Consider the following 24,593-nt stretch of genomic DNA (forward strand, 5'->3'; position numbering starts at 1 on the left):
CGGCTGCCGGAGAGTATATTTTTCGCACGTCCAGCAGCATCGAAGACAAATGTTCCCCGACAAGAGAAAATCGGCCTCGCGACGGGTGCCTCAGCCCCGTCGCGATTCCATCAATGCCTTCAGAACAAGCGCCACCAGCGCGATCAGGGTCAATGTCGAGGCAGCCGCGAAAGCGCCCGCGATGTTCAGATCGTTGAACAAAAGCTCCACCTGCAGGGGCAGCGTGTTGGTCTGCCCCCGGATCGAGCCCGACACGACCGAGACGCCGCCGAACTCGCCCACGGCGCGCGCCGCGCAGAGGATGGCGCCGTAAAGCAGCGCCCAGCGGATGTTCGGCAGGGTCACGCGGCGGAACACCTGCCAGCCGCTGGCGCCCAAGGTGACGGCGGCCTCTTCTTGATCGCTGCCCTGGGCCTGCATCAGCGGCAGCACCTCGCGCAGCACGAAGGGCGAGGTGACGAACATGGTCACCAGCACGATCCCCGGCAGGGCGAACAGGATCTGGATGTCATGCTCGCGCAGAAACGGGCCCAGAAGCCCCTGGCGCCCGTAAAGCAGCAGATAGCAGATCCCCGCGATGATGGGCGAGATCGAGAAGGGGATCTCGATCAGGGTCAGAAGCAGCTTGCGCCCCGGAAAGCGGAACCGCGCGATGGCCCAGGCGGCGCAGATGCCGAAGGCGATGTTCAGTGGCACCACGATCACCGCGACCAGCACCGTCAGCCAGACCGCGTGCAGCGAATCGCGCGACAGGATGTTCCCGGCGAAAACCGCGATCCCGGCGCCGAAGGCCCGGTGGAAGATATAAGCCAGCGGCACCGCGACGAAGATCGCGGTCAGGATCAGCGCAACCCCGATCAGAAGGCGCGGCACCAACCGGCTTTCGCGCGGCGCCAGCGCGCCGGGGGCGGCCATGGCCTGCGCGCTCATGCCGCTTTCCCCTTGTAGCGCAGCGCCCGGGTTTGCAAGAGGTTCGACACCCCCAGCAACACCAGCGCGATGGCCAGCAGGATCAGCGCGATCACGGCGGCGCCGTTGTAGTCGTATTCCTCCAGCCGGATCACCGCCAGCAGCGAGGCGATCTCGGTCTTCATCGGCAGGTTACCGGCGATGAAGACCACGGCGCCGAATTCGCCCAGGCAGCGGGCGAAAGACAGCGTGGTGCCGACCAGCAGCGCGGGCGTGATCTGCGGCAGCACCACGCGGCGGAAGATGGTGAAGCGGCTGGCGCCGAGCGTCAGCGCGGCCTGCTCGTATTGCGGATCCAGATCCTCAAGCACCGGCTGCACCGTGCGGATCACGAAGGGGATCGAGGTGAAGGCCATGGCGATGGCGACGCCCCAGATGGTGAAGACCACCGGCAGGCCCAGAGGCTCCAGCACCGCGCCATACCAGCCATTGGCCGAGAACAGCGCCATCAGCGTCAGCCCGGCCACCGCGGTCGGCAGGGCGAAGGGAATGTCCATCAGCGCATCCAGCAACCGCTTGCCCGGAAAGTCGTAGCGCACCAGGACCCAGGCCATCAGCAGCCCGTAAAGCACGTTGAAGACCGTCGCCATCGCCCCCGCGAGCAACGTCAGTTGCAGGGCGGCGATGGTGCGCGGCGCGGTGGCGATGGCCCAGAATCGGGCGGGTCCGATCTCGGCCCCTTTCAGCACCAGCGCGATGACAGGCAAAAGGACGATGACACCGAGGTAAGTCAGCGTCATGCCCATGGTCAGTCCGAAACCCGGAAGCACCCGCTTCGGCCGCAAGACCGAAGCGGGCGGGGAAATCGCCGTCATTGGTTGACGAGCAGGCTGTCGAGAATGCCGCCCTCGGCGAAATGCTCGGCCGAGATCTGGGCCCAGCCGCCGAAGACCTCACCCACGGTCACCAGCTTGAGCTCGTGGAAACTGTCGGCAACCTCGGCCTTCACGGTCTCGTCGTTCACGCGGTAGTAGAAATCGGCAAGGATACGCTGCGCCTCCTCGGTGTAGAGGAACGACAGATAGGCCCTGGCCATCTCTTCGCTGCCCGCCTTGCGGGCGTTCTCGGTCACCACCGCGACCGGGAATTCCGCGATCAGCGACAGCGAGGGCGTGACCCGCACCAGCCCCTCGGCGGCATATTGGTCGGCGATGCCGCCGGTCTCGGCCTCGAAGGTGATCAGCACGTCGCCGATCCCCTGCTCGACGAAGGTCGTGGTCGCGGCGCGGCCGCCGGTGGCGAAGACCGGGACGTTGCCCAGGAAGGCCTTGACGAATTCCTGCGCCTTTTCATGGTCGCCGCCATTGGCGTCCAGCCCGAAGGCATAGGCCGCCAGATAGCTGTAGCGCGCATTGCCCGAGGTCTTGGGATTGGGGATCACCACCTGCACGTCGTCGCGGGCCAGATCGGACCAGTCCTGGATGTTCTTGGGATTGTCCTTGCGCACCAGGAACGAGGGCAGCGAATAATAGGGCGAGGCTTCGTTGGCGAAGGCCTCGCGCCAGTCGGGATCGACCAGGCCGCCGTTCACCAGCACGTCGATATCGGTGACCTGGTTGAAGGTCACCACATCGGCGGGCAGCCCTTCCAGAATGGCGCGGGCCTGGGCCGAAGAGCCGGCATGGCTCTGGTCGATGGTCAGGTCGCGCCCGGTCTCGGCCTTCCACTTCTCGGCGAAGACGGGGTTGATCGCCTCGAACAATTCCCGGGCGATATCGTAGGAGACGTTGAGCAGCTTGTCCTGCGCGACGGCGGGAGTGGTCAGGCCGAGCGCGAGGGCGGCGGCCAGAATGCGGGTTTTCACGAGAGGGACTCCTTGATCGTGGAAAGAGGCGGAGGGGGATCCCGGCGCTCGGGCGCGGGATGCGCGCCGCCCGGGGCATTCTGGAACGGAAAGATCTGGCCCGCTTCGGGCCTGAGGCGAAGGGTCTGGCCAAGGGCGAAGCTCTGGCCCGCGCGCCGGGGAACCTCGGCCTCGGCGATACAGTCCGACGGGCCTTCCAGCCGCAGCCGGGTCAGCGCGCCGGTGGTCGAAACCTCGACGACGCGGAAGGCGCCTTCGGGATCGGGGATCGGCGTGATATCGGCCGGGCGCAGGAACAGGACCGCCGGGCCATCCGCCATCGCGCGGCACGGCAATGACGAAGCGTCGAGCCCCGGCGCCTCGGCGCGGCCCGCCCGCAAGGTGACGGGAATCTCTACCGTCAGCCCCAGGAAGCGCGCGACGAAAGGCGTCGCCGGATGGTCGTAGATGTCGTCGGGGCGGCCGATCTGCTCGATCCGGCCCGCGCCCATGACCACGACGCGGTCGGCCAGTTCGAAGGCCTCCTCCTGGTCATGGGTGACGAAGACGGTCGTGGTCCCCGCCGCGTCATGCACATTGCGCAGCCAGCGCCGCAGGTCGCGCCGCACCTGGGCGTCCAGCGCGCCGAAAGGCTCGTCCAGAAGCAGCACCTTCGGCTCGATGGCCAGGGCACGGCCAAGCGCCACGCGCTGGCGCTGGCCGCCCGAAAGCTCGGCCGGGTAACGGTCGGCCAGGGGGGTGATCTGAAGGAAATGCAGCAGTTCCTCGACCCGGGCGGCGATCGCCCTGGGCGGCGGGCGGCTGGCCGAGGGCCGCACCGTCAGCCCGAAGGCGATATTGTCGCGCACCTTCATATGCGGAAAAAGGGCGTAATGCTGGAAGACGAAGCCGGTCTGACGGTCCTGCGCCTTGCGCGCCAGCCAGTTCTCGCCCTCGATGGTCAGGCTGCCGGCATCGGGCCAGTCGAGCCCCGCGATGATCTTGAGAAGCGTGGTCTTGCCCGAGCCCGACGGGCCCAGAAGCGCAACCAGCTCGCCCTTGCCGACCTCAAGGTCGATACCGCGCAGCACCTCGGTCTGGCCAAAGCGGCGGGTAAGATTGGCAATCGTCATCGTCATGGGCGGCATCCGGCTCTCGGGTCCCGCACCCTAATTGGGGCAAGGCCTTGGGTTCAAGGAAAGGGAGCGGGCGATTTTTGCCTGTTCGGTAGAATAATATTCTACGGATGCGCCGGATTTTCGCGCGGCGTTTTCCCGCGCATCCATCGGGCGGCGGGAATCGGCGCAAGTCGCGGGCCTGCCGCCCCGGGGCCAAGGCCCCGCCGCGTATGGGGCGGATCAGGCCCCCACCGCCTGAAGGACGGATCAGGCCCGCAGCCCGGAGGGCGGATCAGGCCTTGTCGCGCACCATCAACTGGTTGCCCTCTTGCCGGACCTCGAAACGCGGCAGTTTGCGGATCAGGTCGGAGAGCTTCGCCGCGCCATAGGTCCGGGTGTCGAAATCGGGGCTGGCCTGGGTGATGAACTGGCCGATCTGGCCCAGCGAATACCATTCGCCCTCGGGGTCGATGGCCCGCATCGCCGCCGCGATCAGGGGGGTGGCGCGGACCGGGGGTTCCTTGTCGCCCGCCGAGCCGCCGCCCCCCTCTCCCGGCGCCCGCGCCGGGCCGCCGGGCCGGGCCAGGCCGCCGGAACCCGCGGCCTCGCGCGCACCCTCGGGCTCGGCCTCGCCCAGGTTCTCGACATAGATGAAGCGTTTGCAGGCCATGCGGAAGGCCTCGGGCGTCTTCTTTTCGCCGATGCCGTAGACATCGAGCCCCTGTTCGCGGATCCGCGCCGCCAGGCGGGTGAAATCGCTGTCGGAGGAGACCAGCACGAACCCGTCGAACAGGCCCGAATGCAGGAAATCCATCGCCGCGATCACAAGGCCGATGTCGGAGGCGTTCTTGCCCTTGGTATTGGCGAATTGCTGGTCGGCCACCAGGCCGAGCGCCGCGACCTTGCGCGCCCAGGCGTTGAGGCGCACCGCCGACCAATCGCCGTAGATCCGGCGGACCGAGGCTTCGCCAAGCGAGGCGATCTCGTCGAAGATCGCATCGGCGTAGCCTGCGGGAACATTGTCGGCGTCGATAAGGACGCAAAGGCGGGGAGAGCGTTCGTTTGTCATCCCCCGATCATGCGCCATCGCGAGGGCGGCGGGAAGCCCCCTCCCGCCCCCGCGCCGCCAAACCTGCCGACGGCCGGACCGGAGACCCGACGACGCGGCACCCCGTGGACCGCGCGTTCGTCAGGAGATGGGGATCGCTCCGACCTGCGATCGCACCCGGAAACCCGCTCCGGTGAGGGTGCCGCGCCACAGCCCCGCCCGAAGTGTGCCTGGAATAGACCGATGCAAGCCGTCTCCGACCCGCCAACGTTCCTGAACGGCTGTCGTCTGTCCGATAATTCCGGCCTTCCGCCAGGTTTCCGACCCGACCGGCGCCTCACTTCATCGACGCAAAAACGACGTAAAGAATCGACGCAAAAACAACGTAAAGAGCCCATTACTGCCGTTGGCTCCGGCTTGCAAAGCTGCCAAACGAGCACTACTTGCAAGAAATCCTGCCAATGGAGATACCATAAACATGGACATGAACCTCGCCGCCCTCACCCCTTCGGTTTCGCTGCGAGAAATTCTGCCCCATGCCTGTATCCGTTTCCCTGTCCAGCATCTATTGGTCCGCGCCAGACGGCACACCGCTTTTCACGGACCTCAATCTGGTCTTCGGTCCTGAACGGACCGGCGTCGTCGGACGCAATGGCTCCGGCAAGAGCACGCTTCTGCGCCTGATTTCCGGTGATCTGCATCCGGCTTCAGGTCAGATGCAGATATCTGGCACCATCGCCATGATGCGACAGGATGTGATCGAGCATCCAGACGACACCATCGCAGACCTGTTCGGCGTGCGGCCCGCGCTCGATGTGCTGGGCCGGGCCGAGGCAGGGTTGGCGCAAGTCGATGAACTGGCCGATGCCGACTGGACCTTGCCTGCACGGATTGAGGCCGCGCTTTTGCGCTGCGGCTTATCCGCCGAACCGCATACGCCGCTGGCGACGCTCTCCGGGGGACAGCGCAGCCGTGCCGCCCTTGCCGCCGTGATCCTGGCAGAGCCGGATTTCCTGCTGCTGGACGAACCGACGAACAATCTCGACCGTGAGGGGCGCAGGGCGGTGATTGACCTCCTCCGGGGTTGGTCAGGCGGCGCGATCATCGTCAGCCATGATCGGGAACTTCTGGAAGAAATGGATGCCATTGTTGAGCTGACCTCGCTTGGCGCGACCCGTTATGGCGGGAATTACAGCGCCTTCCGGCAGCGCAAGGATATGGAACTCGATGCTGCGGCCCGCCATCTTGCCCATGCGGAAAAAGCCCTTTCAGATGTTGCGCGTCGTGCGCAGCAGGCGAGCGAGCGCAAAGCGCGCAAGGACAGTGCCGGGCACCGGGCGCGGGCGAAGGGCGATCAGCCGAAAATCCTGATGGACGCGGCCAAGGGCCGCGCGGAAGCCTCGGGCGGTGCAGGTGTGCGCTTGCATGAGGCCCGGCGCTCGGCGGCGGACGAGGCGATGTCCGCGGCACGCGAGAAGATCGAAATCCTGCAACCGCTGCGCATGGAGATTCCCCCGACTGGCCTTGCCCCCGGCAGGAGCGTGCTGCGACTGGATGGGGTGACGGGCGGATATGATCCCGCCCACCCCGTCATCCGCGATCTGTCGCTGACAATCACCGGCCCCGAACGTATCGTCATTGCCGGGCCGAACGGCAGCGGCAAGACCACGCTTTTGAAGATGATCCGCGGGCAGATCATGCCGCGATCCGGGCAGGTGGAGGTGATGGTGCCGTTCGCGCTGCTGGATCAACATGTCGGGCTGCTCGCCCCCGCCCGCACCCTTCGCGATAACTTCCTGCACCTGAATCCCGTGGCCGATATCCATAAGGCCCATGCCGCGCTGGCCCGGTTCGGGTTCCGTGCTGCGGATGCCTTGCGCTACGCGGGCGAATTGAGCGGGGGCGAGCGCCTGCGCGCCGGTCTGGCCTGCGCCCTTGGCTCCCTGCCGCCGCCGATGTTGCTGATCTTGGACGAGCCGACCAATCACCTCGATCTGGACGGGATAACCGCCTTAGAGGCCGCGCTGGCTGCCTATGATGGTGCGGTAATAGTGATCAGCCACGACACGGCATTCCTCAGATCGCTCGCGCCGGACAGAACCGTTCATCTTGGGGAATGACCGCTTTGTCCCGCTTGGTCGACAGTGGGTCAGCCCTGGTTTGATGGTCGGACAAGGAGTGCTCACCACCCTCGGGGCGTATAACTCGACATACTGTCGGCACGCGCGCAATGCGCGCCCGCCAAGGGTGGCGGAGGGCCTCACCGGCCCCCCGCCGCACGCTCAGTAGACGACGACGGCGCGAATCGACTTGCCCTCGTGCATCAGCTCGAACCCCTTGTTGATCTCCTCAAGGCTCAGCTTGTGGGTGATCATCGAATCGATCTCGATCTTGCCATCCATATACCAGTCGACGATCTTCGGAACATCGGTGCGCCCGCGCGCGCCGCCGAAGGCCGTGCCCTTCCACACCCGCCCGGTGACAAGCTGGAAGGGGCGGGTCTGGATCTCGGCCCCCGCGGGCGCCACCCCGATCACCACCGAGACGCCCCAGCCGCGATGGGTGCATTCCAGCGCATCGCGCATCACCTTGACGTTGCCGGTGCAGTCGAAGCTGTAATCCGCCCCGCCGATCCGGTCGAAGGGGGTCTTGGTCAGCTCGACGATATGATTGACGACCGGGCCCTCGATCTCCCTGGGGTTGACGAAATGGGTCATGCCGAATTTCTCGCCCCATTCCTTCTTGTCGTTGTTCAGATCGACGCCGATGATCATGTCGGCGCCCGCCATCTTCAGGCCCTGGATGACGTTCAGCCCGATGCCGCCCAGGCCGAAGACCACCGCCTTCGCGCCGATCTCGACCTGCGCGGTGTTCAGAACCGCGCCGATGCCAGTGGTGACGCCGCAGCCGATACAGCAGATCTTGTCGAAAGGCGCCTCGGGGTCGACCTTGGCCAGCGCGATCTCGGGCAGGACGGTGTGGTTGGCGAAGGTCGAGCAGCCCATGTAGTGGTAGATCGGCGTGCCATCCAGCATCGAGAACCGCGTGGTGCCGTCCGGCATCAGCCCCTGGCCTTGCGTCCCGCGGATCGCGGTGCAGAGGTTGGTCTTGCGCGACAGGCAGGACGGACATTCGCGACATTCCGGGGTATAGAGCGGGATGACGTGATCGCCGGGTTTCAGCGAGGTGACGCCCTCGCCCACCTCGACCACCACGCCCGCGCCCTCATGGCCCAGGATCGCGGGGAAGATGCCTTCAGGATCCGCGCCCGACAGGGTGAATTCGTCGGTGTGGCAGATGCCGGTCGCCTTGATCTCGACCAGAACCTCGCCCCGTTTCGGGCCTTCGAGGTTCACCTCCATGATTTCGAGCGGCTTGCCCGGGGCTACGGCAACGGCGGCACGGGTGCGCATTGGATGGGTCCCTCCCTTTGACGGTCACAGATGCTGGGTCAGTCATGCGACAGCCGAAGCCGGAATGCAAACGCGGCGGCGCCATTCCCCGCCGATCCGATGCCGGGCCGCTGGACCCGAAAGCGGGAATGGGCGATCATCCGGCACGGCAGAAGACAACGGCAAGGCGGAGGATGGCATGCCTTTCACGCAAAGGGGCGCCGCAGGGCTTGCCCGTATCATGATCGGGGTCATGTCGGGGGGGACGCTTGCGGCCTGCACCCCCTCGGACCCGGCGGCACCCGACACCTGCGGCGCGGCCCCGCTTCAGGCCCTGGTGGGCGAGGATCGCGGCCGCATCGCCGGGCTGCAGTTGCAAGGGCCCGTCCGGGTGATCGAACCGGGCATGGCGGTGACGATGGATTACCGCGCCGAGCGGCTGAACTTCTGGATCGACGAGGGCGGCAGGATCGAGCGGATCACCTGTAGCTGATCCGCCCCCCCGCGAGCGGCAAAGGCCCGGCCGGAAGGATCCGGGCCGGGCCTCTTTCACCTGCGGGCGGTGCGGAAAACGGCGCCCCCTCGGGCGGCGCCCTCACTCGCGATAGACCGAATGGCAGGCGCGGCAGGTGCCCCCCACGGCGGACATGCCCGCCTTGACGCCATCGAGCGAGGCGGGGTCGAGGCCTTCGGCCGCCGCCAGCAGCTTGTCGGCCTCGGCCATGAAGCCCTCCCAATCGGTCCAGATCACGGCCGCGGATTCCGAGGCCGGGTCGGCGGCGCCCTCGGTCTCGAACACCGTGCCGAGGCTGGCGGCGGCCTCGACCAGCGCGGTCTGCGCCTGGGTCGCGGCACCGGCGTCGAAATCGGTGCGTCCGCCCGCCATGTCGCCCAGAACCTTCACCTGCGCGCCGATCGTTTTCATCACCTCGGCGCGGGCGACGGCCTCGGGCACGGTCGGCGCGTCATTGGCGCGGGCGGGCGCGGGGGCAAATCCGGGGGCCAGCCCGGCGGCAAGGCTGAGGCCGAAAGCGGCGATAAGGGCGATCTTCATGTCTGGCTCCGAATGCTGGACGAATTGAAGCAAGTCTAACCACATGCTTCGGCATGCGAACAGCCGACCATGCGCTCGCAGCATCTCACAGTCTCGTGAAAGCCCGGCGCGGGAGAAGCAGAAGCATGAAAGGCCGGGACACGAAAGCCATGCCGCCGCAAGTCCCGACGCGGGATCGCAGGACCGGAAGCGCCGCCCCTCACCCCCCGCGCAGGGCGTCAAGCACATCCGGGCTGGCATAACCGTCCGGCACCAGCCCCCGCGCCTTCTGCCAGGCCTTGACCGCCGCGATGGTCTTCGGGCCGATCCGGCCATCCACGCCCCCGGCGTCGAAGCCCGCGACCGTCAGCAGATGCTGCAACTCCTTCCGCTCGTCGAGCGAGAGCGCGCGCCACTGGCGCGGCCAGTCGGCCCGGATCGGCGGCCCGCCCGCGATCCGGTCGGCCAGATGGCCGATGGCGATCACATAGGCATCGGCGCGGTTGTAGCGCTCGATCACCTGGAAATTCGGATAGATCAGAAAGGCCGGTCCGGTCGATCCGGCGGGAAGCAGGACCGAAGCCTCGGCCCCCTCCGGCAGCGCGCCCCCGGCCATGGGGCGGACCCCCATCGCGCGCCAGTCGGCGACGGGCTTCACCACCCGCTCGGAGGTCTGGTCGTAGTCGAACCCCTCGGGCAGGCGCACCTCAAGCCCCCAGGGCAAGGCGGCGTCCCAGCCCCAATGCGCCAGGTAATTCGCCGCCGAGGCCAGGGCATCCGCCGGATCGTCGCTCCAGATGTCGCGGCGATCGTCGCCGTCGAAATCCACCGCGAATTCGGCCCAGCTTGTCGGCATGAACTGCGTGTGCCCCATGGCGCCCGCCCAGCTTCCCACCATGGCCGCGCGCGCGACATGGCCGCCTTCAAGGATACGCAGCGCCTCGATCAACTGCGCCTCGAAAAAGGCGCCGCGCCGCCCGTCATGGGCCAGCGTGGCCAGCGCCGAGACCGTATCGGTCGCGCCGCGCCAGCCGCCATAGCCGCTTTCCAGCCCCCAGACCGCCACGACGACCTCCTTGCGGACGCCGTAGGCGGCCTCGATCCGCGAAAGCAGCGCGCCATGTTCGGCCAAGGCCGCCTTGCCAAGCGCCACCCGGTCCTCGGAAACCGCGATATCGAGGTAATCCCAGATCGTGCGGGTGAATTCGTTCTGGCTGCGGTCGCGCCGCACCACATCGGGCAGGAATTCGGCCGTGCGCAGGGCGGCGTCGAGACCGGCGGGATCCAGACCGGCGGCGATGGCCCGGGGGCGGAAAGCCGCCAGCCAGTCGCCGAACCCGGCCCCGTCAGCCGGTTCTTCCTGAGCGGGCGTGGCGGCCATGGCCTCTCCCTCCTCGCCCTCAAGGGGCTGGCCGCGCGCCGGGGCGGTGGCGGCGACAAGGGTGGTGGCAAGGACAGCGGCCAGGGCCCGGCGCAGGGTCATTTCCGCCGCCTCACCACCCTATGCTTGCGCGCCGCCCGCTCGGCCAGGCGACGGGGCGCCTTGCCGCGCTTCGGACCACGGCCCGGGGGCAAGGCGCGATCCTCGACCTCCAGCAGCTCCAGCATCAGCCCGCCGGTCACCGGCACCGCCTCGGCCAGCCGGACCCGCACCCTCTGGCCGACGCCGATGGTCAGCCCGGTATCGGCGCCCATGATGGTCTGGCTGCCGGGATCGAAATGGAAGAATTCCCGCCCGACCGAACGGATCGGCACCAGCCCGTCGGCGCCGCTTTCGTCCAGCTTGACGAAGAGCCCGAACCTTTGCACGCCCGAGACGCGGCCGCCGAATTCCGCCCCCACCCGGTCGGAAAGCCAGGCGGCAAGGTAGCGGTCCACCGTATCGCGCTCGGCCGCCATCGAGCGGCGCTCGGCGTCCGAGATCAGCTTGGCGGTTTCCTCAAGTCCCTCGATGTCGACGGCGGAGAGCCCGTCGTCGCCCCAGCCGTGGCTCCGGATCAGCGCGCGATGCACGATCAGGTCGGAATAACGCCGGATCGGGCTGGTGAAATGGGCGTAATTGCGCAGAGCCAGCCCGAAATGGCCGAAATTCTGCGGGTTGTAATAGGCCTGTGTCATCGAGCGCAGGGTCGAGATATTCACCAGCTCGTCGAATTCGCTGCCCTCGGCCTGGCGCAAGAGGTTGTTCAGATGCGCGGTCTTCAGCACCTGGCCCTTGGCCAGCGTGAAGCCCGAGGCCTCGGCCACCTCGCGCAGCGCATCGAGCTTCTCGGGGCTGGGCTCTTCATGCACGCGGTAGAGCAGCGGCTGCCTGAGGCGCTGAAGCTCCTCGGCGGCGGCCACATTGGCCAGCACCATGAATTCCTCGATCAGCCGGTGGGCATCCACCCTTTCCTTGAAATCGACCGAAAGGACCTTGCCCTCGTCCGAAAGCACGATCTGGCGCTCGGGCAGATCAAGCTCCAGCGGCTGGCGCAGGGCGCGGGCGCGGCGCAGGCTTTCATAGGCGGCGTAAAGCGGGCGCAGCACCGGCTCCAGCAGGGGCGCGGTCACCGGATCGGGATCGCCGTCGACCGCGCGCTGGACCTGCCCGTATTCGAGACTGGCGCGCGAGCGCATGACGCCCCGCACGAAACGGTGGCTGACCAGCGCGCCATCGGCGCCGATCCGCATCCTGACCGCCAGGCAGGGCCGGTCGACATGTTCATGCAGGCTGCACAGGTCGCCCGACAGCACATCGGGCAGCATCGGCACCACCCGGTCGGGGAAATAGGTGGAATTTCCGCGCCGCCGCGCCTCGCGGTCCAAGGCCGAGCCCGGGCGCACATAGCCCGCCACATCGGCGATGGCGACCCAGATCACATGACCGCCGGGATTGCCCGCCTCGGGATCGGCCATGGCAAGGACGGCATCGTCGCGGTCGCGCGCATCCGACGGGTCGATGGTGACCAGGGCCAGGTCGCGCAGGTCGGTGCGGTGTTCCATGGCGAAGGGGGGGGCGTTCTCGGCCTCGGCCAGGACGGGATCGGGGAAGCGGTCGGGAATGCCGTGCTGGTGGATCGCGATCAGCGAGACCGCGCGCGGCCCCGCCGGATCCCCCAGCCGCGCGACCACTTTCGCCTGCGGCAGGCCCAGGCGGCGGTTGCCGGCGGCCTCGGCCTCGACCAACTCGCCATCGCGGGCCTCCATGTCGTCTTCGGCGCGGACGCGCCATTCGCGGCCCTCGCCCTTGTCGACCGGGACGATCCGCCCACCCTCGGACCCCTTGCGAAACACCCCCAGCACGCGCAGCGGATTCGAGCCGATCTTGCGGATCAGCCGCGCCTCCCATTCATGGTCGTCGCGATCCACCTTCGCCAGCCGGGCAAGGATGCGGTCGCCCGCGCCAAGCGCCGGATCGCCTTTCTTCGCCACGATCAGGATGCGCGCATCGCCCTGATCCACGCCCGCCTCAAGGGTTTCGGCGAAATTGTCGCCCGCCGCATCGGGCGCCAGCACCTTGAGCAGCGCGACCGGCGGCAGTTCCCCCGCGACTGCGACGCGCCGCGCGCCCTTTGCCAGATCGCCCTCGGCCTCCATCTCGCGCAGGAGGCGGCGCAAATCGGCGCGGGCATCGCCCTTCAACCCGAAGGCCTTGGCGATATCGCGTTTCGAGGCAAGGCCGGGGTTCTCGGCGATCCATTCGCGGATCTGGTCCTTGCTGGGAAGGCCGGGGCTGGGAAGGGCGGTGGGGAGAGGGGTTGTCATGGCGCCATGATCTATCACGCCCGGCCCTGCCCGGAAAGCCGCGATAGCCGTCCCGGCGCCCTGCCGCCGGGGCTCGGATACCTTGTGGGGGGCGCGGATCCGGGGCGGGCTCGGCAAAGCCCCGGGCGGGCCCATGCAACCGACATCGAGAGGATGCGCACTGGCCCGAGCTTCGCGCTGGCAAGTCCGTCGCAACGCCCAGAGCCGGGCTTCCCACCGGCGGAACCTTCGCGCCGACCGGACTTCCGCGCCACCCCCGCTTCGCACTGGCCAGAACGCCACGCAATCGGCCATAAGGCGCCATGACCGCCACCGCCGCCCTGCCCGTCTCCTCCGTCCTGCCCGAATTGCGCGCCGCGCTTGACCTTGCCGGGCGCGCGGTGCTGCAGGCGCCCCCCGGCGCGGGCAAGACCACGCTGGTGCCCCTTGACCTGCTGGCCTCGGGGCTGTTTCCCGGCCGGATCGTGATGCTGGAGCCGCGCCGCCTGGCCGCCCGCGCCGCCGCCGAGCGCATGGCCGAGACCCTGGGCGAGGCGGTCGGCCAGACCGTGGGCTACCGGATCCGGGGCGAGGCGAAGCTGTCCCCCGCCACCCGGATCGAGGTGGTGACCGAGGGGATCCTTACCCGCATGATCCAGTCGGACGCGGAACTGACCGGCATCTCCTGCCTGATCTTCGACGAATTCCACGAACGCTCGCTCAACGCCGATCTCGGGCTGGCGCTGGCGATCGAGGTGCGGACGGCGCTGCGGCCGGATCTGGCGATCCTTGTCATGTCGGCCACGCTGGATGCCGCGCCGGTCGCGACGCTTCTGGACGATGCGCCGATGGTGACGGCCGAGGGCCGGGCCTTTCCGGTCGAGACCCGCTGGCTGCCGCGCCCGGTGGATGCCTCGTTGCGCTTCGAGGCGGCGGTGGCGGGGCTGGTGCGCGAAGCGCTGGAGGAGACCGAGGGCGGCATGCTGGTCTTCCTGCCCGGCGAGGGCGAGATCCGCCGGGTCGCGGCGCTGCTGGGGACGGGCGAGGGGGACCGCCTCGCGATCCGCCCGCTTTACGGCGCGATGGATCTGGCGGCGCAGCGGGCGGCTCTGGCGCCGGTGGCCGCGCCCCTGCGCAAGCTGGTGCTGGCGACTTCTATCGCCGAAACCTCGCTGACGCTGCCCGACATCCGGGTGGTGGTCGATGGCGGGCGGGCGCGGCGGGCGCGGTTCGATCCGGCCTCGGGCATGTCGCGGCTGGTGACCGAGCGGGTCAGCCGGGCCGAGGCCGAGCAGCGCCGGGGCCGGGCCGGGCGGGTGGCCGAGGGCATCTGCTACCGGCTGTGGAGCCGGGGAGAGGAAGGCGCGCTGGCCGCCTTTCCCCCCGCCGGGATCGAGGCCGCCGATCTGGCGCCGCTGGCTTTGGAACTCGCGCTTTGGGGCGCCTCGGACCTGCCCTTCCTGACGCCCCCGCCCGCCGCCGCGCTGGCCGAGGCGCGGGGGCTGCTGCACGGCCTCGGCGCGCTGGACGAGGCGGGCCGGATCACCGCGCACGGCCGCAGGCTGGCCGCGCTACCCCTGCATCCGCGCCTTGCGCATATGCTGGAACTAGCGGGCCCCGCGGCCGCGCCCCTGGCCGCGCTCTTGGAAGAGCGCGACCCCCTGCGCGGCGCGGGCCCCGATCTGGCGCTTCGGCTGAATGCGATCGACCGGCCCCCGCCCGAGGCCAGCCGCCCCGCGATCGAGCGCATCCGGCAGGAGGCAAAGCGGCTGGCGCGCGCCGCGGGGCCGGGCCGGAAAAACCTGTCGCTTGGCCAGATGGCCGCGCTGGCCTATCCCGACCGGATCGGGCTGCGCCGCCGGGGCGAGGCGCCGCGCTATCTGCTTTCGGGCGGCAAGGGCGCGCTGGTGGCCGAGGGCACCGCGCTCGGCCGCGCGCGGCTGATCGTGGCGACCGATCTGAACGGCGATCCGCGCGAGGCCAGGGTCCGGCAGGGGACCGCCCTGGCCGAGGCCGAATTGCGCGAGGTCCATGGCGCCCGGATCCGCTGGCGTGAGGTGGTGGAATGGAACAGCCGCGAGGGCCGGATCCGCGCCCTGCGGCAGGAAGCCCTCGGCGCGCTGGTCCTCGACGAGCGCCCCTGGCCCGACGCCCCGCCCGAAGCGCTGGCGCGCGCGGCCTTCGAGGGCCTGCGCGAGACCGGGCTGAACTGGAGCCCCGCCGCCGCGCGGCTGCGCGCCCGGATCGCGCTGGCGCGCGGCCCGGACTGGCCCGAGGTCGGCGATGCGGACCTTCTGGCCGATGGCGGCTGGATCCTGCCCTTCCTGGGCGGTGCGCGAAACGTGGCGGACCTCAGGCGCCTCGACCTGGCCGAGCCCCTGCGCGCGCGGATCGGCTGGGAGAGGATGGCCGAGGTCGACCGGCTTGCGCCCGCCCATTTCACCACGCCCCTGGGCCGCCAGGTGCCCATCGACTACGAGGGCGAACATCCGGCGATCTCGGTCCGGTTGCAGGAAATGTTCGGGGTGACCCGGCATCCGGTGGTCGGCCAGGACCGGCTGCCGCTGCGAGTGACGCTGCTGTCGCCCGCGCAGCGCCCGGTGCAGGTGACGCTGGATCTGCCGGGGTTCTGGGCCAGATCCTATGCCGATGTCAGGAAGGACATGCGCGGCCAGTATCCGCGCCATCCCTGGCCCGAGGATCCGACCGAGGCCGAACCGACGCTCCGCGCCAAGCCGCGCGGCACCTGATGCCCCCCCCGGTTCTGCGGAGCGGCGTTCCGCCGCGCGCCGGGTCCTCGCCTCTGGCGCAAGCGCCAACCGGCTCGGCGCGGGTCGATGCGCCCAGGCAGGCTACCGAAAAAATGTTTCTGGACCGCCTTGCGGTAAAATTTTTCATTTATTATCAATATAATATATTAAATCCGCGCATATTTTTCCGCAATCGGACCGATTTGCCGATTCTCCGCGCAAGCCGAGGTGGCTGCATGACTTTTCCGCACCCTGTTGGCTTAGCGGAACTTGTCGATCAGGCGTTGCATGGCGCTGCGGGGGTCGGGCGCGGCCTGCTCCGCAGCGGGGGCATCGGCCTGCCGTGCCGCCCGCGCCGCGGTCTCGGGATTTCTCGCACCGGAATCTTTCGCACCGGCCTTCACCCCGCCGCCCTCGCCGGTCGAGGACCGGGGCGGCGCCACGCGCAGGGAAACCGCATTCATGAAGCGCGCCGCATCGCCCTCGGCCAGCGCCGCCGCGCCGTCCGAGATCCCGCGCAGCAGATCGTCCAGCCAGTCCTGATCCGCCTTGGCGAAATCATGCAGAACGTAATGCGCCACCGCATCCTTGTGGCCGGGATGGCCGATCCCCAGCCGCACGCGGCCATAGGCCTCGCCGATATGGCCGTGAAGCGAGCGCAGCCCGTTGTGCCCGGCATGGCCGCCGCCTTGTTTCACCCGGCATTTCCCGGGGGCCAGGTCCAGTTCGTCGTGAAAGACCGTGATCGCATCGGGGCCGAGCTTGTAGAAATCCATCGCCGCCCGCACCGACTGGCCCGAGAGGTTCATGAAAGTCTCGGGCTTGAGAAGGATCACCTTGCCCGGGCCGAGCCGCCCCTCGCTGACCTGACCCTGAAAGCCGCGCCGCCAGGGCGAAAAACCGTGGTCCGCGGCGATGCGGTCCAGCGCCATGAAGCCGATATTGTGCCGGTTGGCCGCATATTTCGCGCCCGGATTGCCAAGGCCCACGAATAGCTTCATTGCCGCCCCCTTCCCTTCCGGGTTGCCGCGCCCGGCTTGCGCCCGCCGCCCCGCCCCCTATAGCCTCGGGGGGCCGCGCGCTCAACCGCCCGGCCCCCGACAGACCGGACCATCGGAGAGATCATGGCCAGATTCGAATTGCGCGGCCTGGTGCTTGAGCTTCCCGATGCGGCTTTGCGCGGCGGGCTGGAGCGGGCGCTTGCCTCGGGCCGCTACGAGAACACCGAAGCCGATGCCATCCTGCGCCATCTGCGCGCGGGCGACCGGTTCCTAGACCTGGGGGCCGGGCTTGGCTATCTCTGCGCCCTGGCCGCGCGCGAGATCGGCGCGGCGGCAGTGGCGGGGGTCGAGGCCGGGCCGGAAACGCTGGAACTGGCGCGCGCGAACCTGGCGCGCAACGGATATGGCGCGGCGGCGCTGCGACATGGCGCGGTGACGGCGGGCGACGGGGCGACGGTCGATTTCCTGCAACGGCCCGCCTTCTGGGCCTCGGCGCTCCGGCGCGAGGATGGCGAGGCGCTGCCCGGGCGGGTGGTCGCGGTCCCCGTGCTGGATCTGGCGGCGCTTCTGGCCTGGCATCGCCCGACCGTGCTGTCATGCGATATCGAGGGGGCTGAGATCGACGTGCTGACCGCCGCCGCGCTGGCCACGCCCGAAGCCCGCGCGCTGCGGGTGATCGTGGCGGAAATCCACCCCCGGATCTATGGTGGCGAGGGCGTGAGGCAGCTTTTCGACGCATTTTCCGCCGCCGGTTTCGCCTATACGCCCGAGGGCTCGCGCGGCGCGACGGTGGTGTGGGAGCGGATCGCGCCGCCCCTCTGACCGCCCCGCTCGGCCGCCGCCCGCCTGACCTTTCGACCGCCGTGCGGGGAAGCCGCAGGACGGGCGGCCGCAGATCCAGCAGCCACGGGGCGATCCGTCACGGGGCGGGCGCCTTGACCTTCGCCGCCGGTTGCCCGAGCCTCGGCCCAAGCCAGACCCCGCCCCCGCGCCCCTTCGGCGCCGGGGCACGGTCCAAGCCAGCCAGAACCGCCCGCATTTTCCGATCAGGAGGGACCACCGATGTATCTGACCATGAACCGTTTCAAGGTGAAACCCGGCCAGGAGGCCGCTTTCGAGGCGGTCTGGAAGGACCGCGACAGCCATCTGCTCAAGATGCCCGGTTTCGTCAGCTTCGACCTGTTCAAGGGGCCGGTGGTGGACGGGCTTCAGCTTTATGCCTCGCATGCGATGTGGCAGGACGAGGCCTCGTTCCGCAACTGGACGAAATCCGAGGCCTTCCGCGACTCCCACAAGGGCGGCGCCTCGATGAAGGAAGTGCTGGCCGGACCGCCGCAGCTTGAAATCTTCGAATCGGTGCAAAGCCTGAAGATCACCGCCTGAGGCGCTCTTGCCTTTCCTGCCCCCACCACAGGGCCCGGGCGGCAAGGGAATCACCCGCCCGAAAAGCAGACGGGGGACCGATGGCCCCCCGTCTGGATCCTCAAAAGGCTGCGCCGCAGCGCGCCGGGGCTCAGGCCTCGGCTTCGGCCTCATCGGCGACCGCAAGGCCCGAGGGCGCGGCGATATTGGCGATGGCGAAGTTGCGCTCGACCGTGGGCTTCGCGCCCTTGGGCAGCGTCACGTCGCTGATATGGATCACGTCGCCGATCTGCTTGCCTTCCAGATCCACGGTGATGTGGTCCGGGATGTCCGAGGCCAGCACTTCCAGCTCGACCTCGTGACGGACCACCGTCAGCGTGCCGCCGCGCTTCAGGCCCGGGGCCTTGTCCGCATTGACGAAATCGACGTGGATGAACAGATTGATGCGCGAATTGTCGTGAATGCGCATGAAATCGACATGGGTCGGAAGATCCTTGACGATGTTGCGCTGCACGTTGCGGCAGATCACATGCACATCCGGCTGGCCTTCGACCTTGAGGTTGAAGAGCGTCTGCAGGAAGCGGCCGGCCTTCAGGCGCTTCAGAAGATAGTTGTAGTTCACGTTGATCGCGACCGGCTCCTTGCCGTCGCCATAAACGATACCGGGTACGTTGCCCTCTCTGCGGGCTTGACGGGCGGCCCCCTTGCCTGTCCCCGTCCGCACCACGGCCTCAAGATCGGGGATCTCGCGTGCCATTGGTTCTCTCCATGCGTTAAGGCCGCCATCCTCCAAGGGTGCATGGCGGCGCGCGCCCTCATAGACGGGTCGGGGCGGGAATGCAAATGCGAAAGCGGCGCGGAAAAACCGGATCCCTGCCGCCCCGCGTCAGCAAATCGCAACACCGCCATGCCAAATTGGCGGCAAGAGCCGGATTGGACAGCGCGAAAAGATGGTTTAAGGCTGAACCATCTTCGGAGGAGGGCGGGATGAGCAAGGGTATGCAGGACGAAGCCGCGCAGGCGGCACGCGCGGCGGCGCTGGCCTATCACGAGTTTCCCAAGCCGGGAAAGCTTGAGATCCGGGCGACCAAGCCGCTTGCCAACGGGCGCGACCTGTCGCGGGCCTATTCGCCGGGCGTGGCCGAGGCCTGCCTCGAGATCAAGGCCGACCCGGCCACCGCCAGCCGCTACACCGCGCGCGGCAATCTGGTCGCGGTGGTCACGAACGGCACCGCCGTCCTGGGGCTGGGCAATATCGGCGCGCTGGCCTCGAAGCCAGTGATGGAGGGCAAGGCTGTCCTGTTCAAGAAATTCGCCAATATCGACTGTTTCGACATCGAGGTGAACGAGGCCGACCCCGAGCGGCTGGCCGATATCGTCTGCGCGCTGGAGCCGACCTTCGGCGCCATCAACCTGGAAGACATCAAGGCGCCGGATTGTTTCATCGTTGAACAACTCTGCCGCGAGCGGATGAAGATTCCGGTCTTCCACGACGACCAGCACGGCACCGCCATCGTGGTCGGCGCGGCGGCCACCAATGCGCTGATCGTCGCGGGGAAAAGCTTCGACAGCGTCAAGGTGGTCTCGACCGGCGGGGGCGCGGCGGGGATCGCCTGCCTGGAGATGCTGGTGAAACTGGGCGTGCGGCGCGAGAATGTCTGGCTGTGCGACCTGGAGGGGCTGGTCTACAAGGGCCGCGCCAGTCAGATGACGCCGCAGAAAGAAGCCTTCGCGCAGGGCAGCACCCCAGCCACGCTGGAGGATGTGATCGAGGGCGCGGACCTCTTCCTCGGCCTTTCCGGCCCGGGCGTGCTGACGCCCGCGATGGTGGCGAAGATGACGCCCCGTCCGATCATCTTCGCGCTGGCCAATCCCACGCCCGAGATCCTGCCCGACGAGGTGCGCTCGGTCTCGCCCGATGCGATCATCGCGACAGGGCGGTCGGATTTCCCCAACCAGGTCAACAACGTGCTGTGCTTCCCCTTCATCTTCCGGGGCGCGCTGGACGTGGGGGCGACCACGATCAACAAGGAAATGGAGATCGCCTGCATCGAGGGGATCGCGGCGCTGGCGCGCGCCACCACCTCGGCCGAGGCCGCCGCCTACAAGGGCGAGCAGATGACCTTCGGCGCCGATTACCTGATCCCCAAGCCCTTCGACCCCCGCCTGATGGGCGTAGTGGCCAGCGCGGTGGCCGGGGCGGCGATGCGCACCGGCGTCGCCAGCCGCCCGCTCGACGACCTTGAGGCCTACAAGGAGCGGCTTGACGGCTCGGTGTTCAAATCGGCGATGATCATGCGCCCGGTCTTCGAGGCCGCCGCCCGCGCCTCGCGCCGCATCGTCTTCGCCGAGGGCGAGGACGAGCGCGTGCTGCGCGCCGCCAATGCCATGCTGGAAGAGACCACCGACGTGCCGATCCTGATCGGCCGCCCCGAAGTGATCGCCGCCCGGGCCGAGCGCGCGGGCCTGTCGATCCGCCCCGACCGCGATTTCGAGATCGTGAACCCGCAGAACGACCACCGCTACCGCGACTATTGGGGCACCTATGCCGAGTTGATGGCGCGGCGCGGCGTCTCGCCCGACATCGCGCGGGCGATCATGCGCACGAACTCGACCGCCATCGCCGCCGTCATGGTCCATCGCGCCGAGGCCGACAGCCTGATCTGCGGCACTTTCGGGCAATATCATTGGCATCTGAACTACATCCGCCAGATCCTCGCCCGGGGCGGCCTGCATCCGGTGGGCGCGCTGTCGCTGTTGATCCTGGAGGACGGCCCCCTCTTCATCGCCGACACCCATGTCCATGCCGAGCCGACGCCGGAAGAGATCACCCAGACCGTGCTGGGGGCCGCGCGCCATGTCCGCCGCTTCGGGCTGGAGCCGAAGATCGCGCTGTGCTCGCAAAGCCAGTTCGGCAATATGGAGGTCTCGACCGGCCAGAGGATGCGGGCGGCGCTGGAACTCCTGGACGCCCGCCAGCCCGATTTCGCCTATGAGGGCGAGATGAACGTCGATTCCGCGCTGGACCAGTCGCTGCGCGACCGCCACCTGCCCGGCGGGCGGCTGGAGGGCGCGGCGAACGTGCTGGTCTTCGCCTCGGCCGACACCGCCTCGGGGGTCAGGAACATCCTCAAGATGAAGGCGGGCGGGCTTGAGGTCGGGCCGATCCTGATCGGCATGGGCAACAAGGCCCATGTGGTGACCCCGGCGATCTCGGCCCGCGGGCTGCTGAACATGTCGGCGATCGCGGGCACTCCGGTTGCAAGCTACGGCTGAGAATCAGCCTACGCGCGCCTCTTCGGGCCGGATCCGGCCCGAAGTTTGCAAAGTTCCGCCGAGTTAGCGCCAGATTTTACCCCGGAACCCGCTTTGCATAGTTTTGCAAGCCGATTTCGCGAATTTGTGCAAATAATCCCCGCCGAACAGCCCCGCCCTGCGGCAAGAAAGTTGCGCACCCTCCTTTGCCGTCCTAACAAATGGCAAGGTCTTGGAGGAGACAGACGGGATGGGATATGCGGAGATCTATGGCCGGTGGCAGGCCGACCCCGAGGCGTTCTGGATGGAGGCCGCTCAGGGCATCGACTGGGTGAAGCCGCCGGGCCGCGCCCTCGATTCCAGCCGCGCCCCCCTTTACGAATGGTTCACCGACGGGCTGGTCAACACCTGCTGGAACGCGGTGGACCGCCATGTCGAGGCAGGACGCGGCAACCAGCTTGCCATCATCCACGACAGCCCGGTGACCCATCTGAAGAAGGGCATCACCTATAAGGAGTTGCAGGCCCGCGTCGCGAGCCTGGCCGGCGCCCTGCGCGCCAAGGGCGTGGAAAAGGGCGACCGCATCATCATCTACATGCCGATGATCCCCGAGGCGCTGGAGGCCATGCTGGCCTGCGCCCGGCTGGGCGCGATCCATTCGGTGGTCTTCGGCGGTTTCGCCGCCAACGAACTGGCCGTCCGCATCGACGATTGCAAGCCGAAGGCGATCATCGCCGCCTCCTGCGGGATCGAGCCCTCGCGCATCGTGCATTACAAGCCGCTTCTGGATTCGGCCATCGAACAGGCCGCGCACAAGCCCGATTTCTGCGTGATCTTCCAGCGCGAGCAAGAGGTCGCCAAGCTGATCGAGGGGCGCGACGTCGCCTGGCACACCTTCCAATACGGCGTCGAACCCGCCGAATGCGTCCCGGTCGCGGGCAACCACCCGGCCTATATCCTTTATACCTCGGGCACGACCGGCGCGCCCAAGGGCGTGGTGCGCCCGACCGGCGGCCATCTGGTCGCGCTGCACTGGACCATGAAAGCGATCTACGACATGGAACCGGGCGAGGTGTTCTGGGCCGCCTCGGACGTGGGCTGGGTCGTCGGCCACAGCTATATCTGCTATGCGCCGCTGCTGAAGGGCTGCACCACCGTGGTTTTCGAGGGCAAGCCCGTCGGCACGCCCGATGCGGGCACCTTCTGGCGGGTGATCTCGGAAAACAAGGTGAAAAGCTTCTTCACCGCCCCCACCGCGCTGCGCGCCATCAAGCGCGAGGATCCCGAGGGCGCATTCGTCAACGAATACAACATGAAGCATCTGAAATACTGCTTCCTGGCCGGCGAGCGCGCCGACCCCGACACAATCGCCTGGGCGCAGCGCCATCTGAAGGTGCCGGTGATCGACCACTGGTGGCAGACCGAGACCGGCTGGGCCATCGCCGCCGATCCGATGGGGATCGAGCAGCTTCCGGTGAAGCCCGGCAGCCCCTCGGTGCCGATGCCGGGCTATGACGTGCAGGTGCTGGACGAAGGCGGCCATCCGGTCGCGCCGGGCACGCTTGGCGCCATCGCGGTCAAGCTGCCGCTGCCCCCCGGCACGCTGCCCACGCTTTGGAACGCGGAAGAGCGGTTCCTGAAAAGCTATCTGAGCCATTTCCCCGGCTATTACGAGACCGGCGATGCGGGCTACGTCGACGAGGACGGCTATCTCTACATCATGGCGCGCACCGATGATGTGATCAACGTCGCGGGCCACCGGCTGTCGACCGGCGCGATGGAAGAGGTCCTCGCCTCGCATCCCGAGGTGGCGGAATGCGCGGTGATCGGGGTGGCGGATGATCTGAAGGGCCAATCGCCCCTTGGCTTCCTGTGCCTCAACAAGGGCACCGCGCGGCCCCATGCCGAGGTAGTCGGGGAATGCGTCGCCTTGATGCGCGAAAAGATCGGCCCTGTGGCGGATTTCAAACGCGCCGTGGTGGTCGAGCGTCTGCCCAAGACCCGCTCGGGCAAGATCCTGCGCGCGACCATGGTCAAGATCGCCGACAGCCAGCCCTGGAAGATGCCCGCGACCATCGACGATCCGGCGATCCTCGACGAGATCGCGGCGGCGCTGCGAACCCTCGGCCTCGCCAGGGGCTGAGGGGCGGGCGGGGACCGAGGGCCCGGGACGGAGGGCTGAAACTGCGCATCGGTCCGGCCCGGGAGGAATCCGTCCGTCCCCCGAGGGGTCGCGTCTCAGGTCTCAGGTCTCAGGTCTCAGGTCTCAGGTCTCAGGTCTCAGACGAATTGCTCGCGAATCAGCCGCTCTTCCAGCCCATGCCCCGGGTCGAAGAGCAGCCGGTGGCGCACCCCCGGCTCGGACCGCACCACGACCGAGACCACGTCGCGCACCGAGGACCGGCTGTCGGCATCCACCATCACCGGGCGCTTCTCCGGCTCCAGCACGTCGAACCGCACCTCGGCCGTCTTCGGCAAGAGCGCGCCGCGCCAGCGGCGGGGGCGGAAGGCCGACATCGCCGTCAGCGCCAGCACATCGGCGCCGATGGGCAGGATCGGGCCATGGGCGGAATAGTTGTAGGCGGTGGAGCCCGCGGGCGTCGCCACCAGCGCCCCGTCGCAGACAAGCTCGGCCATCCGCTCGCGCCCGTCGATGGCGATCCGCAGCTTGGCGGCCTGCGGCCCCTGGCGCAAGAGCGAGACCTCGTTGATCGCCAGCGCCTGCGTGCTGCGGCCCCGGGCATTCTCGGCCCGCATCGACAGGGGGTTGAGGATCTCGGCCTCGGCCGATTGAAGCCGGGCGGGCAGATCGTCCTCCTGATAGGCATTCATCAGAAAGCCGATGGTGCCGCAGTTCATGCCATAGACCGGCAGATCGCGCGAGGCGGGCGCGTGCAGCGTCTCCAGCATGAAACCGTCGCCGCCCAGGGCCACGACGACATCGGCGCGCCGCGCCTCGGCCTGACCGTAAAGCGCGGTCAGACGCGCCAGCGCCTCTCGCGCCGCGGGCGCGTTCGAGGCCGTGAACCTAATGCGTGTCGTCATGGCGATCTCCCGGCCCGCACCATTGCCGGGCGCGCGCGGAAACTCAACCCCGGCGTGATCCCGGACCGCGCCCCTGCCCGGGCGTGGCCCGCAAGGCACCCCCGGGCGCCC

The 24,593-nt window shown here is 68.3% G+C and carries 19 protein-coding genes; 7 read left to right on the forward strand and 12 right to left on the reverse strand.

Going from position 1 to position 24,593, the window contains the following annotated elements:
* Positions 1 to 90 precede the first annotated feature (90 nt).
* The 5 genes from cysW to ABNX41_RS15480 form a co-directional block, all read right to left on the reverse strand.
* Positions 91 to 930, reverse strand: coding sequence for a sulfate ABC transporter permease subunit CysW (cysW, locus tag ABNX41_RS15460; protein ID WP_438670628.1), 840 nt, complete (start codon positions 928 to 930; stop codon positions 91 to 93).
* The gene (cysT, locus tag ABNX41_RS15465) at positions 927 to 1,784 is read right to left on the reverse strand and encodes a sulfate ABC transporter permease subunit CysT (RefSeq protein ID WP_438670629.1); all 858 of its coding nucleotides are present in this window, start codon (positions 1,782 to 1,784) and stop codon (positions 927 to 929) included. The genes cysW and cysT overlap by 4 nt, the downstream gene beginning before the upstream one ends.
* Positions 1,781 to 2,773, reverse strand: a complete 993-nt coding sequence (gene cysP / locus ABNX41_RS15470) for a thiosulfate ABC transporter substrate-binding protein CysP (RefSeq protein ID WP_438670630.1) — start codon at positions 2,771 to 2,773, stop codon at positions 1,781 to 1,783. Before cysP ends, cysT begins: the two co-directional genes overlap by 4 nt.
* A complete protein-coding gene (locus tag ABNX41_RS15475) occupies positions 2,770 to 3,891 on the reverse strand; it encodes a sulfate/molybdate ABC transporter ATP-binding protein (protein WP_438670631.1) in 1,122 nt (373 codons plus the stop codon). The genes cysP and ABNX41_RS15475 overlap by 4 nt, the downstream gene beginning before the upstream one ends.
* Positions 3,892 to 4,162: 271 nt before the next feature.
* Positions 4,163 to 4,939 carry an NYN domain-containing protein gene (locus ABNX41_RS15480; RefSeq protein ID WP_438670632.1) on the reverse strand — a complete coding sequence of 259 codons (777 nt, stop codon included), beginning with the start codon at positions 4,937 to 4,939 and terminating at the stop codon, positions 4,163 to 4,165.
* 515 nt (positions 4,940 to 5,454) lie between these two features.
* Between ABNX41_RS15480 and ABNX41_RS15485 the strand changes: the two genes are divergently transcribed.
* Positions 5,455 to 7,038 (forward strand): ABC-F family ATP-binding cassette domain-containing protein, encoded by a 1,584-nt coding sequence (locus tag ABNX41_RS15485; protein ID WP_438670633.1) that lies wholly within the window; start codon positions 5,455 to 5,457, stop codon positions 7,036 to 7,038.
* 162 nt (positions 7,039 to 7,200) lie between these two features.
* Here the strand turns inward: ABNX41_RS15485 and ABNX41_RS15490 are convergent, their stop codons facing one another.
* Complete coding sequence (locus ABNX41_RS15490) at positions 7,201 to 8,331, reverse strand: S-(hydroxymethyl)glutathione dehydrogenase/class III alcohol dehydrogenase (RefSeq protein WP_438670634.1); 1,131 nt, start codon at positions 8,329 to 8,331, stop codon at positions 7,201 to 7,203.
* Positions 8,332 to 8,509: 178 nt separating this feature from the next.
* On the opposite strand from ABNX41_RS15490, the gene ABNX41_RS15495 reads away from it, so the two are divergent.
* Positions 8,510 to 8,803: an I78 family peptidase inhibitor gene (locus tag ABNX41_RS15495; RefSeq protein ID WP_438670635.1), complete on the forward strand. Its 294-nt coding sequence runs from the start codon at positions 8,510 to 8,512 to the stop codon at positions 8,801 to 8,803.
* 102 nt (positions 8,804 to 8,905) lie between these two features.
* Here ABNX41_RS15495 and ABNX41_RS15500 read toward each other — a convergent pair whose 3' ends face one another.
* From ABNX41_RS15500 to rnr, 3 genes are all read right to left on the reverse strand, one after another.
* On the reverse strand, positions 8,906 to 9,364 hold the full coding sequence (locus ABNX41_RS15500; protein WP_438670636.1) for a c-type cytochrome: 459 nt from the start codon (positions 9,362 to 9,364) through the stop codon (positions 8,906 to 8,908).
* A 199-nt stretch (positions 9,365 to 9,563) separates the two neighbouring features.
* Positions 9,564 to 10,826, reverse strand: a complete 1,263-nt coding sequence (locus tag ABNX41_RS15505) for a lytic murein transglycosylase (protein WP_438670637.1) — start codon at positions 10,824 to 10,826, stop codon at positions 9,564 to 9,566.
* Positions 10,823 to 13,090: a ribonuclease R gene (gene rnr, locus ABNX41_RS15510; RefSeq protein ID WP_438670638.1), complete on the reverse strand. Its 2,268-nt coding sequence runs from the start codon at positions 13,088 to 13,090 to the stop codon at positions 10,823 to 10,825. The genes ABNX41_RS15505 and rnr overlap by 4 nt, the downstream gene beginning before the upstream one ends.
* Before the next feature lie 302 nt (positions 13,091 to 13,392).
* Here rnr and hrpB point away from each other — a divergent pair, with 302 nt between their 5' ends.
* Positions 13,393 to 15,819 carry an ATP-dependent helicase HrpB gene (gene hrpB, locus ABNX41_RS15515; protein ID WP_438670639.1) on the forward strand — a complete coding sequence of 809 codons (2,427 nt, stop codon included), beginning with the start codon at positions 13,393 to 13,395 and terminating at the stop codon, positions 15,817 to 15,819.
* 260 nt (positions 15,820 to 16,079) lie between these two features.
* Here the strand turns inward: hrpB and pth are convergent, their stop codons facing one another.
* Entirely contained in the window at positions 16,080 to 16,820 is a 741-nt protein-coding gene (gene pth, locus ABNX41_RS15520; RefSeq protein ID WP_438670640.1) for an aminoacyl-tRNA hydrolase, read from the reverse strand.
* Between the two features lie 123 nt (positions 16,821 to 16,943).
* Here pth and ABNX41_RS15525 point away from each other — a divergent pair, with 123 nt between their 5' ends.
* Complete coding sequence (locus ABNX41_RS15525; protein ID WP_438670641.1) at positions 16,944 to 17,642, forward strand: FkbM family methyltransferase; 699 nt, start codon at positions 16,944 to 16,946, stop codon at positions 17,640 to 17,642.
* Between the two features lie 240 nt (positions 17,643 to 17,882).
* Positions 17,883 to 18,203, forward strand: a complete 321-nt coding sequence (gene hmuQ / locus ABNX41_RS15530) for a heme-degrading protein HmuQ (protein ID WP_438670642.1) — start codon at positions 17,883 to 17,885, stop codon at positions 18,201 to 18,203.
* Between the two features lie 130 nt (positions 18,204 to 18,333).
* Here the strand turns inward: hmuQ and ABNX41_RS15535 are convergent, their stop codons facing one another.
* A complete protein-coding gene (locus tag ABNX41_RS15535) occupies positions 18,334 to 18,939 on the reverse strand; it encodes a 50S ribosomal protein L25/general stress protein Ctc (RefSeq protein WP_438670643.1) in 606 nt (201 codons plus the stop codon).
* Positions 18,940 to 19,169: 230 nt separating this feature from the next.
* Between ABNX41_RS15535 and ABNX41_RS15540 the strand changes: the two genes are divergently transcribed.
* Positions 19,170 to 21,458, forward strand: a complete 2,289-nt coding sequence (locus ABNX41_RS15540; protein ID WP_438670644.1) for an NADP-dependent malic enzyme — start codon at positions 19,170 to 19,172, stop codon at positions 21,456 to 21,458.
* A 229-nt stretch (positions 21,459 to 21,687) separates the two neighbouring features.
* Positions 21,688 to 23,580, forward strand: a complete 1,893-nt coding sequence (locus ABNX41_RS15545) for a propionyl-CoA synthetase (protein ID WP_438670645.1) — start codon at positions 21,688 to 21,690, stop codon at positions 23,578 to 23,580.
* Positions 23,581 to 23,717: 137 nt separating this feature from the next.
* Here the strand turns inward: ABNX41_RS15545 and ABNX41_RS15550 are convergent, their stop codons facing one another.
* Positions 23,718 to 24,482 carry an NAD kinase gene (locus ABNX41_RS15550; protein ID WP_438670646.1) on the reverse strand — a complete coding sequence of 255 codons (765 nt, stop codon included), beginning with the start codon at positions 24,480 to 24,482 and terminating at the stop codon, positions 23,718 to 23,720.
* Between the last annotated feature and the right edge of the window lie 111 nt (positions 24,483 to 24,593).

It is taken from the genome of Pseudogemmobacter sonorensis (genome assembly GCF_042762395.1).
Classification (GTDB): domain Bacteria; phylum Pseudomonadota; class Alphaproteobacteria; order Rhodobacterales; family Rhodobacteraceae; genus Pseudogemmobacter; species Pseudogemmobacter sonorensis.